Origin of the sequence: Nocardiopsis terrae, from assembly GCF_014651695.1 — a bacterium.
Taxonomy (GTDB): Bacteria; Actinomycetota; Actinomycetes; order Streptosporangiales; family Streptosporangiaceae; genus Nocardiopsis; species Nocardiopsis terrae.
On sequence record NZ_BMXJ01000002.1, the window covers coordinates 21,537 to 31,804 of the forward strand.

At 71.6% G+C, this 10,268-nt stretch carries 6 protein-coding genes; all 6 read right to left on the reverse strand.

What is annotated here, in order from left to right:
• Positions 1–21: 21 nt before the first annotated feature.
• From IE195_RS04315 to IE195_RS04340, 6 genes are read right to left on the reverse strand one after another with little or no spacing between them, the layout of a single operon-like run.
• The gene (locus tag IE195_RS04315) at positions 22–5,901 is read right to left on the reverse strand and encodes an SDR family NAD(P)-dependent oxidoreductase (RefSeq protein ID WP_191268093.1); all 5,880 of its coding nucleotides are present in this window, start codon (positions 5,899–5,901) and stop codon (positions 22–24) included.
• A gap of 13 nt (positions 5,902–5,914) precedes the next feature.
• Positions 5,915–6,703, reverse strand: a complete 789-nt coding sequence (locus tag IE195_RS04320) for a polyketide synthase (protein WP_191268094.1) — start codon at positions 6,701–6,703, stop codon at positions 5,915–5,917.
• On the reverse strand, positions 6,700–7,458 hold the full coding sequence (locus tag IE195_RS04325) for an enoyl-CoA hydratase-related protein (protein WP_191268095.1): 759 nt from the start codon (positions 7,456–7,458) through the stop codon (positions 6,700–6,702). The genes IE195_RS04320 and IE195_RS04325 overlap by 4 nt, the downstream gene beginning before the upstream one ends.
• Positions 7,455–8,702, reverse strand: a complete 1,248-nt coding sequence (locus tag IE195_RS04330) for a hydroxymethylglutaryl-CoA synthase family protein (protein ID WP_191268096.1) — start codon at positions 8,700–8,702, stop codon at positions 7,455–7,457. The genes IE195_RS04325 and IE195_RS04330 overlap by 4 nt, the downstream gene beginning before the upstream one ends.
• A 45-nt stretch (positions 8,703–8,747) precedes the next feature.
• A complete protein-coding gene (locus IE195_RS04335) occupies positions 8,748–10,010 on the reverse strand; it encodes a beta-ketoacyl synthase N-terminal-like domain-containing protein (protein ID WP_229826079.1) in 1,263 nt (420 codons plus the stop codon).
• Positions 10,007–10,246, reverse strand: coding sequence for a phosphopantetheine-binding protein (locus tag IE195_RS04340; protein WP_191268097.1), 240 nt, complete (start codon positions 10,244–10,246; stop codon positions 10,007–10,009). Before IE195_RS04340 ends, IE195_RS04335 begins: the two co-directional genes overlap by 4 nt.
• Positions 10,247–10,268 lie beyond the last annotated feature (22 nt).

Here is a 10,268-nt window from a genome sequence, read left to right on the forward strand (position 1 = left end):
TGGTTCTCCGGTTCTCCGAGTTCAGGCCGAGGGCGCGGCGAGACGGTCGGCGAGCTGTACCGCGTTGATCGCGCTCAGCTCCCGCAACGACATGTCCTTGCCGTACTGCTCGATCAGTTCGAAATTCAGCGACACGAGATTGATGGAGTCGATCCCCAACTGGAGAAGGGAACTGTGGGGGTCGATCGGCCCCTCGGCTCCGGGGATGAACGCCGCGACGAGATCCGTGATCCCGTCGACCCCGCTCCCGTCCGGGCCGCTCGGCCCCGTGCCGGGTACCGATGCCTCGGCTTCGCGCTCCGTGGGCGGCGGAGCGGGCATACGGACCCCGGACTCGGGCCGGGGACCGGGTTCAGGCTCGGGCCGGGGACCGGGTTCAGGCTCGGGCCGGGGACCGGGTTCAGGCTCGGGTGCGGCCGACCGCTCCGAAGCGTGTACGGGTTCTGCGTGCGGCGTCCGTGCGGCGTCGGTTTGCCCGAACCAGAACGATCGGCGGATGTGTGCGGACGGGGGCAGTGAGACGACGCGCGCAGCCCCCTCGGTGGAGCGCGCCAACCCGCACCAATCGATCTCCACCCCCGCCAGCCAGAGCGAGCCCAGCTGGTCGAGTCGGCGGTTGCGCCAGAGCTGTTCGAGGTACTCCCGTGTCTCCGGCACCAGCCCCAGCCCTTCGTTGCCGGACCAGTGGCCGTCCGATTCGCTCACGCGCGCGCCTGGCGAGCCCCCGGGTCCGTCACCGGAACGGGCGAAGTCCTGGAGCACGCGTACAAGCTCGTGCGGATCGGACACAACGGCGGCCAAGCGCACCTTCTCCTCCTCCCGTCCCACACGCAGCGTGTACGCGAGATCGGCCAGGTCCGGGGCGGTTCCGTCGCGTTCCGCGGTCGAGATCCACTCAGCGAGCACGGAGGCCGTCCCCCTCAAATGGCGGCGGGTGGGTGCCGAGAGCAGCACCAGCTCGGGTCCGGCTTCCCGCACGCGCGGCACGGCGGACCGGCTCGGTGGCTCCTGTACGAGCACGTGGGCGTTGACGCCTCCGGCACCGAACGAGCTGATACCGGCACGTCGCGGTTGGGGGCGTCCGTCGGTGAAGCGGTGCGGCGTCCAGGACGAGGCTTCGTGCTGGACCTCGTAGCCGCTCTCCTCCAGGCTCAGCTCGGGGTTGGGCCGTCGGGCGTGGAGCGACGGAGCGAGCGTTCTGTGGCGAAGCTGCATCAGGACCTTGGTCAACGCCGCGATACCGGCTACCGACTCCCCGTGCCCGATGGCGGACTTGACCGAGCCGAGGGATCGCGGTGCGCCCCGCGTGCCAGGAGATCCGGAACCATAGGACGCTCGAAGACCGGCGAGTTCCACCGGATCACCCAACGCGGTACCCGTACCGTGGGCCTCGATCACGCCGACACCGTCCGGGTCGACCCCGGCGTCCTCAAGAGCGCCGCGGATGGTCCGGGCCTGCGCCGACGGGCTGGGCGCGGTGAAACCGCTACCGCGTCCGGCGTGGGCGACAGCACCGCCCAGGATCACCCCGTGCACATGGTCTCCGTCCGCGAGAGCGTCCTCCAGCGGTCGGACGAGGACGGCCCCCGCGCCCTCCCCGGGCCCGAAACCGGTCCCGCCCTCGCCGAAGCTCCGGCAGCGGCCGTCGTCGGACAGGAACCCCGACTGGCGCAGGGCATGGAACCTCGACGGGTGCAGGTAGAGGTTGACACCGCCCACGAGCGCGGCGGCGCACTCTCCGCGCCGAAGGTCGGAGACCGCCTGGTGCAGCGCGACGAGCGAGGACGAGCACGCCGTATCGATGGCCTGGCTCGGACCGCGCAGGTCGAACAGGTAGGACAACCGGTTGGGCGGGCTCCAGTAGTGGCTCGCGGGCACCTCGCGGTTGCCGTTCGCCCAAGCGCTGGCGCCGAGGAGCCGGTAGTCGCCTGAGGTGACGCCGACGTACACTCCGACGTCACGGGGTTCGCCGCTGACGCCCTTCAGGAAGTCCAGGCGGCGTCCCGCATACCCTCCGTCCTCCAGTGCGTTCCGAGCGACCTCCAGCAGGAGCCGCTCCTGCGGGTCCATCAGTTCGGCCTCGCGGTCGGAGAGTCCGAATCGGAGCGGGTCGAAACGGTCGACGGCGTCGAGGAAGTAGCCGCGGACCCCCTCGGAGGAGCCGTTCCAGCGTTCGACCGGTGCGTCGGAGGCCAGATCACGTCCGGCGACGAGGTTCTCCCAGAACACCTCCAGATCCGGAGCGCCCGGATAGCGGCCCGACAGACCGACGACGGCGACGGCCCCGGAGGAAGGGCCTCCGTGCGCTGACGGAGGAAGCGGGGGGACCCGTGACGCAGGGGATGCGCCGACAGCGTCGGGCGCCGGGCGTGTGCCGGCGGAGGCAGCGGACGCGGCCCGCACGCCGGTTGTCCCCGAGGGGGGCGCCGCGTGCGTGTGATGAGGCGGGGGCGGCGGGGACGCTGTCGGGGGCGCCGACGCGAGGAGGTCAACGACCTCGCCCAGGTCGCGGCATCCGAACAGTTCCTCTGGTCGGATCGGAGCGACCTCCGACGTGAGTCGGGCGGCGAGTGAGCGCATCATAACCGAGTCGAGCCCCAAGGACTCCAGGTTCGTTCCGGTGCCGATCTCCGGTTCCGGACGCCCCACCACCGCTGTGACAGCGCGGCGGACACCCTCCGCAACCGCGTCCCGGTCAGCGGTGGGCTCGGTGCTCTCGGGCGTTCCGCCCGAGGGGGCGGCCGGCACGGGCACCAGGTCGTGGGCGGCCAGATGGCTGCGCCAGACGTCGCCGTCACCGTGGAAGAGCGAGACCACCTCCGGCCCGTCCGCCGCCAAGAGCGTGTCCAGGGCCGCCAGACCGGTCTCGACGGGCAGGGGCCGCATACCGGTCCGCTCCCGGACGACCTCCAGCACCGGCTCGGGTACGGCCATGCCCGGCGAGTCCCACAACGGCCACTGGACCGACAGGGTCCGTCCGCCCCGGCCAGTGGTGCGGACCCGCTGCGCGCGCTCACGCGCGAACCCGTCGAGGTAGGCGTTGGCGAGCGCGTAGTCGGACTGCCCCTCGTTCCCGGTGACGGCCGCGACGGAGGAGAACAGCACGAAGGCGTCCAAGTCCACGTGTGCGGTGGCCTCGTCGAGCGCTCGCGCACCGGCGCTCTTGGGTGCCAGCACGGCCGCCGGGTCGTCATCGCCCTTCCGGACCAGATAGGCGTCACGCACCACACCCGCCGCGTGGAAGACACCGTTGAGAGCGCCCTCGCGCTCGTGGAGGTCACGCACCAGCCCGGCCGCTTCCGCGCGGTCGGACACGTCGGCGCACACGTAGCGGATCCCGCCCGTGCCCGCCGGGTCGGGGCGCAGCGCTGGATCCAGTTCCTCCCAAGGTGTGCGGCCGCACAGCACCACCCGTGCACCGTGCTCGCGCACGAGCCACGCTGCCAGTGCCCGGCCGATACCGCCCATGCCGCCGGTCACGAGGTGCACACCGCCGAGTCGCGGTGCTGGGCCTGCCGTGACCGTGGTCGGCTCCAGGACGGCGCGGAGCCGGGAGCCGTGGCGGCGGTCGACCAGGTGCCCCAGCCCCGGCGACGTGTCGGCGAGCTCGGCACTCACGTCGCCGACCGCGGAGGCCCCGTCGTCGGACACGAGGACGGCCCGTCCGTCCACTCGCGGGTTCTCCAGACGAACGCTTTTGACCAGGGCCGACGCCGCCGAGGCCAGGACCGGTTCGGCGCTGATCGCCAGCACGGTGATCCGCTCCGAACGGAAGCGCGTGAGGACGGCACGAACGGTGTCGACGGCCCCGAGGACGTCTTGGTCGTCCGTCGCGCCGACCAGCCTCAGCACGACCGTGACACGCCCGCACGTGTCGGCCCGCGCCAGCTCGGCTGCCGGGACTACCGGGAACCCGGCGTCGGCCAGGGCGCCGGAGAGCACACCGTCGCGGTCGTGGACCACCACCGGCCCGTCCGGTCGGGCGGGTGCCAGCTCCATAGGGGCGTCTTCCCAGCCCTCGCGGAACAGCAGGACCTCCTCCTCGCTTGCGGAGGCTCGCGGCGCGCGGACCGAGTACGTGTCGGGCGCGAAGGGGTAACCGGGCAGCGACACCCTGTGGTGGAGATCCGTTGGGAACAGCTGTTCCCAGTCGACGGCCTCGCCGCGCACGTACTGGGAGGCCGCGTGCCGAGCCGAGTCCGTGGGAGCGTCGGGGCTCGCGCTCGGGGGCGCATCCCCGGCGAGGCGCCGTGAGTCGGGACGCCCCTGCGCGAGCAGGTCCAAGGACGTGAGCAGTTCGCCGCGTCCGCGCACCACCAGCGCGGTGCGGTGGGGGTTGTGGGCGCGGGCGACGGCGAGTGTGTAGCCGACGTCCTCGGTGCGGGCGTCGGTCCCCGGGCCGCGAAGGAACGCGGCGAGGCGGGCCGCCGCCTCCGGGAGCCGGTCACGCCGCCGTGCCGAGAGGACGACCGGCACCGGTCGGTCCGTCGTCGCGGGCATCGGGGCGGTGTCTGTGGCCGGCGCCTCATCTACGACGACGTGCGCGTTGGTCCCGCTGAACCCGAAAGCGCTGACGGCCGCACGTCGCGGACGGCCCTTCGTGCCGAGTTCGAGGCCGCGATCGGCGACGCGCAGGGGCCCCTCGGCGAACGGTGCCTGGGGGTTGGCGTTGTCGTAGTGGGGGGTCGGCGGCACCAGACCGGTCCGCACGACGCCGACGGCCTTGAGCAGCCCCGCGATCCCGGCGGCGGCGGACGTGTGACCCGCGTTCGCCTTGACCGAGCCGATGGGCAGCGTGCCACGCCGCCGGTCGGCGAAGACCGTGTTGAGCGCGCCGACCTCGATCGGATCCCCCAACGGCGTCCCCGTGCCGTGGCACTCCACGTAGTCGACGGTCGAGGGGTCCACACCGAACCTGTCGTAGGTCCCCCTGATCAGCGCGCTCTGGGAAGAACCGCTAGGCGCGGTGATGCCGTTCGTGCGTCCGTCCTGGTTCGTTCCGGACGCGCGGATCACCGCGTGCACGGGGTCGCCGTCGGCCAGGGCGCTCGTCAGTTTCTTGAGGACCACGACCCCACACCCCTCCCCCGGCACGATCCCGTCGGCCGAGGCGTCGAAGGGACGGCAGCGGCCCGTCGGCGAGAGCATCCCGGCCCGGCTCATGTACACGTGCGGGAGTTCGGTCAGGTAGAGGGAGACTCCTCCGGCCAGCATCAGATCGGCCTCGCCCAGCCAGAGCGACTGGCAGGCCATGTGCACAGCGACGAGCGACGAGGAGCACGCGGTGTCGATCGTCGCGGCGGGCCCGCGCAGGTCCAGGTGGTAGGCGATGCGTGCCGACAGGAGCGAGTTGGAGTTGCCCTGCATCACCTGCGGGAGCAGCGCGTGTTCGCTCTCCCGCTCGATGAGGTCCCCGTAGTCGTTCAGCATCACGCCCGCGTAGACGCCGCAGCGTGCCCCCGTGAGTGCGCTCGGAGGCTGCGCGGCGTGTTCCAGGGCGCGCCACGCTTCCTGGAGGAAGACGCGGGCCTGGGGGTCGGTCAGCTCCGCCTCGCGCGGGGTCATCGCGAAGAAGTCCGCGTCGAAGGTCTCGGCTCCGTCGACGAACCCGCCCCACCGTGACACCGAACGGCCTTCGGCCGAAGGGTTCGGATCATAGTGGTCCTCCACGCTCCAGCGTTCCGCCGGGACCTCCGTCACGAGATCGTCCCCGTCTGCGATCCGGTCCCAGAACGCGTCGGCGTCGTCCGCGCCCGGGTACCGGGCGCTGTACCCGATCAGCGCGATGGGCTCGAGCGCGGCGTCCGGCTGGCGGGGGGCGTCGTTGGTGAGCAGATCAGCAGCGGCCCGCCGGTCCAGCCGTCCGTCCTTGAACGAGGTCAGGATCTGTCTTGTGTCCATGGGTCCGGGGTCCTCACTTCTCCAGGGTCGTTCGAGGGTGAGCGGCTGCGAGGTGGGGGGACGGGCCGTAGCGGCCCAGGATGCGCTCCCTGACCTCGGGCAGACGGAACGCCGTCTCGTGCATGCGTGCCTCACTGTCGATGGCCGCCGTGGTGGAATTCATCCGTGCCGCTGCCAGCTCACGCTTGAGCAGTTCGAGCGAGGTTCGCGGCGCCTGGGCGACGGACCGGGCCAACTCCTCGGCGGCCGGTTCCACCCGGTCGTGCGGTTCCACCCTCAGCGGCACGCCGCGTGCGCGCAGCTCCGCTCCCCGGTAGTTGCGGGCCGTATAGAGCATCTCCACCCCGAGCTCGTGGCCGAGCCGGGCCGGGAGCAGGTGTGTCGCGCCCATGCCCGGGGTGAAGCCGTACCGCATGAAGTTCGCCGCGTAGACCGACCGTTCACTCAGCACCACGAGGTCGGCGTACAGCGCCATGACCAGACCGCCGCCGATCGCGTGTCCGCGTACGGCCGCGACCACGGGCAGGGGGCAGCGGGCGAAGACCCGGAAGAAGTCGTCGGTGTCGAACCGGCCCTCGCCCCGTGCGAAGCGGAGCAACTCCTCCTTGGTGCCCCCGGAACAGAAGAGCTCGGGCAGTCCCGTGACCAGGAGTGTGCGCACGTGTTCGGTCGCGACCGCACGGTCGACCGCGTCGACCAGGTCACCGCACAGCCGGGGGCTGAAGCTGTTGCGTCCGGCGCTGTCGCGCAGCTGCACCGTCGCGACGGATCCGTCGATGTCGAGTCCTACCGGCGTCCTCACTCCGCTCTCCGTAGACGTAGCCGATCGAACCGCTCGCGGGTCCTCGGGTCGGCGAGGAGTTCGAGGAACACCTCTCCCGCATAGTTGCCCAACCCCTCCGGCTGGGGGAAGAGCCGCCCCCGGTACTCCTTGAGGACCGACACGGTCGCCCGGTCGACCCTGCTGAGCCACACGAGGTGCCGCCGGAGAAGGTCCTCGCCGTCCGGGCCCGCAGCGTCCGCGATCCCGGTTCCGACCGCTTCCTCCGCCGCGATCTCCTCGGCGAGGAGGGTCGAGTAGAAGGCGCGCTGTTGCCCCGTGCGTCGGGCGACGAACGGAAGGGCCATCGCGGGAACGAGTCCCACCAGCGCCTCGGTCAGACGGAACCGCGCACGCGGGCCGGCGAGGACCAGGTCGCAGGCGGCCGCCAGGCCGACCCCTCCGGCGGTCGCGTGTCCGTCGACGAGCGCGACCGTCACGACCTGGGTGCGCGTCAGCCGTTCGAGCAAGTCCCAGTAGGGCAGCGTGCCGCCGCTCGGCACCTCACCGACGGAGGCTTCCCACAGATCGGTTCCCGAACAGAAGTGCTCCCCGTGCGCGGACAGGACGAGGACCCGGCAGGCGGCGTCGTCCTCAGCAGCGGTGACGGCCGCGGCGAGCCCGTCGAGCAGGTCGGGATCGATGGGGTTGCGGCGGTCGGCGCGGTCCATCACGGCTCGGAGGAAGCCCCGCCCGCGGGAGAGGGTGACGGCGCCGCCGCGGGAGGTCCCGGTCATCGGCCCGCCTCCAGCCAGGTGTACTCCCGGTGGTAGTCACGGACTGCTTCGAGGACCAGGCGCGGCCGTGCGGAGGCGAATCGCTCCCTGAGGATGTGCGGGAACCGGTCGAGGTCCATCGTGTGGTCCCGTGTGCCGAAGGCCAGCTCGGCGGTGGCCGAGAGGAGTTCGTCGTACTCCTCGACGGGCAGTCGGTACCGCGCGTCCAGCGCCTCCTGGATGCCCATGGCCCGGACCGCCCGTTGGGACGCGGGCGAGACCACTGCGCTGTAGAACTCCGAGCTGCACCCGGAACCGTAGGAGAAGATCCCGACGCGGGTCTCGCGGTCGATGGGCGCGTTGTCCAGCGCGCTGGCGAGTGCCAGGAACACCGTCCCGGCGTAGATGTTACCGACCTGCCCTGGGTAGCGCACCGAGGGAGCGAGCCGCCGGTCGAAGTCGGCGTCGATGCTCGCCGGATCGAGCCGCTTCGTCCGGCGCAGGACCGTGCGGTGCGCGCCCTTGACCATGCCGGGGAACGGCGTGTGCATGGCCAGCAGGTCGAAGGTGTCGAGGAGATCGGCCCCGTCGACCTTGTCGGCGTAGTCACCGAAGGCGCCCTGGAGGCAGTCGATATAAGTCAGAAGGGACAGGTCGACGTCGCCTGCCTCCGCCTCGGGGGTGGGACGGCAGGTGTCCATCACCTCGTAGCTGTGGAATCCGTTGGCTCCGTGGTCGAACTCCGCGACCACCGGGGCGTCGCCGATGAGGACCGCCACCGCGCCCGCACCCTGACTCGGCTCAACGTAGGTGTGGGGGACGGGGCGGGCGACGTCGCTGCTGATGACCAGAGCGCGTGTTCCCTCGCGCGGGCTCGCGGCGACCACCGCGGCGGCCATCTGCATGGCCGCGGTCCCGCTGTAGCAGGCCTGTTTGATCTCGAAGAGCCTGCACGACCGCGGCAGCCCGAGGTGGTGATGGACGTACGTTGCCAGGGACTTGCCGAAGTCGATCCCGGACTCGGTCCCCACGATCAGGAGTTCGACGCCCGCGAGCTGATCCTCGGTGAGCGAGTCCACGATCGGCTGGGCGGCGTTGACGGCGAACGACACCGCGTCCTCGCAGTGGAGCGCAACGCTTTTGCGCGCCATCATGAGGTTGTCCATGCGGGCGTCGTCCAGGTCGCGCGCCGCGAAGAGCGCGGGCACGTCGATACAGGTCTCGCCGCAGTAGGCGTTGACCGCTTCGATACCGACCGGTTTCATGGTGCTCTCCGTTGTCAGGGCCCGTGACGGGCCGTGTTCGTGGGGTCAGGGGCCGTCGACGGCGCGCAGCACGACCGAGGCGCTCAGCCCGCCGAAGGCGAAACTGTTGCTGAGCGCGGCACGGATCCGGTGCGGTACCGGCTGGTCGCCGACCCAGGCCAGGCCGGGCTCGACGGGATCGGTGAGGGTCGGATTGGGGTGGCAGGCGCCGACACGCATCTGCGCGATCACGGCCACGGCCTCGACCAGTCCGGCCGCGCTCAGACAGTGGCCGGTCAGCGGCTTGGTGGAGTTGAGGAGGGGGCCCGAGCGGGTGCCGAAGACCGCGCGAAGCGAGGCGGCCTCGACCCGGTCACCGACATGGGATCCGGTGCCGTGTGCGTTGACGTAGTCGACGTCGCGCGGGCTGGCTCCGGCCGCGTCGAGGGCCGCACGCATGGCCTCCACCTGCCCCCGAACCTCGGGGCGGGTGCCCCGACGCGCGTCAAGGCGCTGCCCGTGGCCGGAGATCCGGGCCAGCGCTCCGACTCCTCGGCGTTCGGCCGCTTTCTGGGATTCCAGGACCATCGCGGCGGCCCCCTCGCCGCGGACGAACCCCCGTCGACGGCGGTCGAACGGACGGCACAGCAGCTGGGGAGGCAGGCCAGGGTCGCCGTCGGCATGCGCTCCCGCACGACGCATCGCCTCCACATCGGCCGGTGCCGGGTCAGCGGAAGGCGCGACGACGAGGACACGCTCACGCCAACCTGCGCTGATCGCTCGAGCCGCCTGGATAAGGGCGACGGTCCCGCTGGCGGAGGCCGCGCCGGCTGTCCACCCCTCACCGCGGACACCCGTCAGTTCACTGATCGCCCCCACCGCGTCCACGTCGAGGGCGGTGAGGGCGTAGGAGGCGCGGAGCCGCCCCGTCCGTCCGTAGGCACCGGAGACGTCGGCCTGGTGTCGCTGGGCCAGGCCGCCGCCCGCCACGACCAGCGCAGCGTCGTGGCCCCAGCCCGGCTCCAACCGCGCGTGACGTACGGCAGCGAGAGCCGCGCTCGCCCCGGTGAGGGTCGGTCGCGCCACACGTGACATGAGCGGCCGCAGGGCCCGGACCTCCGATTCGTCACCGGAGAAGCGGTCGGCCCACTCCTCGGGCGCGAACGGACCGAGGTCCGCGACGGGCGGCCCCTCACCGTCGCGCCCGACCGCGCGTACGCCGCTGTCGCCCGCCATCAGGGCATCACCGAACACGGTGAGGTCGTCGCCGAGCGCGGTGAGGACGGCCATCCCCGTGACCACGGCGTCATCGGCACCGTCGCTCCTCACACGTGCCGCCCGAACACTTCGAGGAGGGAGGCGATGTCGTCGACGGACGCCAACTGAGAGCTCGGCACCGTGATCCCCAGGTCCTCCTGGGAGGCGATCACCACGTCCATCCGGTCGATGGAGTTGGCTCCCAGTTCCCGCATGCTGTGTTCCAGGCGGATGTCCGCGTCCTCGAGTTCGGGCACCACCTCCATCAGGTTTCGGCGGACGACGGTGAAGATCTCCTCGTCGGTCATGTTCGTCACTCTCCGGGTACTC